Raw genomic sequence first — 1,532 nt, 5'->3', positions numbered from 1 at the left:
CCATACCCGAACTCCGGCTTGTCATCGCCCATAGCCCACGCCGTAAGCGACCTCACACCCCGATCACAGACCCGTCGCATCACCGCAGCTCAGAGCTATATGTGTTGGATTCTTCGACGGGACTACTGGGACCCCCGTTCGCATAGTTGAATCCTTGAATAGACCGTTCAGTCTGTCGCAGCTTAGATGCGGCTGCGCAGGAAAAAAACCGACTGTTCTGTTTGCGTGGTGGTAGGGTCGGGGCATGCCGGACCAGCCCCAGACCTCGCGCGGTGCCGAGACCTACCAGCGCATCCTGGAGGCCGCCACCAAGGAGTTCGCCCAGCATGGCATCGCCGGGGCGCGCATCGAACGCATCGTGACGGCAGCGCACACCAACAAGGCGCAGCTCTACGCCTACTTCGGCGACAAGGAACGACTCTTCGACGCGATCTTCCTCAGCTCGCTGGAACGCATCACCAACGTCGTCCCCATCGACGCCGACGACCTCGCGGACTGGGCCGTACGCCTCTACGACGAATACCTGCGCCGCCCCGACCTCATCCGACTGGCGACCTGGACACGGCTGGAACGCCGACCTGCCGGACACCTCGTCGAGACCCACCAGCACTACGACGATCACAAGCTCACCGCCATCACCGAGGCCCAGGACGCGGGGCGGGTTCGCGCAGGTGACCCGTTCGACATCATGGCCATGGTCATCGCCATGTCCATGGCCTGGTCACCGGTCAGCAACGTCTATGCGGCCAGTGACCAAGAACCCCAGGACGTACACGACCGGCGCCGCGCCCTGCTCCGCGACTGCGTCCGAAGGGCCACCACGGCCGACGGCGGCGTTACCCCCTGATGAGCGCCACGGCAGTGGGCCGGGGGATCACCAGGGGACGATGCCCTCGTCGTCGTAGAAACCGCCGCGCGGGCCGTCGTCCGGGAGGGTGGCCAGCCGGATCGCGATCGCGGCGCCCTGCTGTGGTGTACGCGACCCGTTGAAACCGGTGAAGTCGGTCGCCACATAGCCCGGGCAGCAGGCGTTCACGATTGCTCCCGGGCCTGATCGACGCTGGGCGCGTGCAGGTCGATGCCGGTGACATGCGGTACGGCCCGCCGCAGCCCCCGGGCGAGCATGCCCTCACCGCACCCGATGTCAAGAGCCCGCCGCGCCCCGGCGGGGACGGCGCGCAGGATCCGCGGGTGATAGTGGATGTTGTGGTTCCACCGCTTGCCGTTCTCGACTGCCATGCGATCATCCTGCCGGACCCGCGCCCTCCGGACGGTCGCGCAGCATCACCGCCGCCGCGGCGGCGGTCAGCCAGAGCAGTCCCGCCGCACCGGCCAGCGCCGCGCTCAACCCGGACTGGAAGGCGCCGTGCGCCGCCCGCAGCAGATCACCGGCCTGCGCCGGGGCGAGCATCCGCGCGATCTCAACCGCCGCCGACAGCGACCGGTCCGCGCCAGGAGGTACGCCCGGCAGCGCGACCCGGTACCCGACGGACAACACCGTACCCAAGATCGCGATACCCAGCCCCGCCCCC

3 protein-coding genes and 1 pseudogene are annotated in these 1,532 nt (G+C 68.2%); 1 reads left to right on the top strand and 3 read right to left on the bottom strand.

Annotated features, from left to right (window positions below):
- Positions 1 to 244 precede the first annotated feature (244 nt).
- Positions 245 to 847 carry a TetR/AcrR family transcriptional regulator gene (locus C1I98_RS38765; RefSeq protein ID WP_111172169.1) on the top strand — a complete coding sequence of 201 codons (603 nt, stop codon included), beginning with the start codon at positions 245 to 247 and terminating at the stop codon, positions 845 to 847.
- A 27-nt stretch (positions 848 to 874) separates the two neighbouring features.
- On the opposite strand, the gene C1I98_RS38760 is transcribed toward C1I98_RS38765, so the two are convergent.
- The 3 genes and pseudogenes from C1I98_RS38760 to C1I98_RS38750 all read right to left on the bottom strand — a co-directional run.
- Positions 875 to 1,036 carry a Rossmann-fold NAD(P)-binding domain-containing protein gene (locus tag C1I98_RS38760; RefSeq protein WP_233508568.1) on the bottom strand — a complete coding sequence of 54 codons (162 nt, stop codon included), beginning with the start codon at positions 1,034 to 1,036 and terminating at the stop codon, positions 875 to 877.
- Positions 1,033 to 1,239 (bottom strand): class I SAM-dependent methyltransferase, encoded by a 207-nt coding sequence (locus tag C1I98_RS38755; RefSeq protein WP_233508567.1) that lies wholly within the window; start codon positions 1,237 to 1,239, stop codon positions 1,033 to 1,035. Before C1I98_RS38755 ends, C1I98_RS38760 begins: the two co-directional genes overlap by 4 nt.
- A gap of 4 nt (positions 1,240 to 1,243) precedes the next feature.
- A pseudogene (locus C1I98_RS38750) lies at positions 1,244 to 1,532 on the bottom strand (MFS transporter); the annotation flags it as partial.

Origin of the sequence: Spongiactinospora gelatinilytica (assembly GCF_003236385.1) — a bacterium.
Classification (GTDB): domain Bacteria; phylum Actinomycetota; class Actinomycetes; order Streptosporangiales; family Streptosporangiaceae; genus Spongiactinospora; species Spongiactinospora gelatinilytica.
This window is presented reverse-complemented; position numbering and strand designations above follow the sequence as displayed.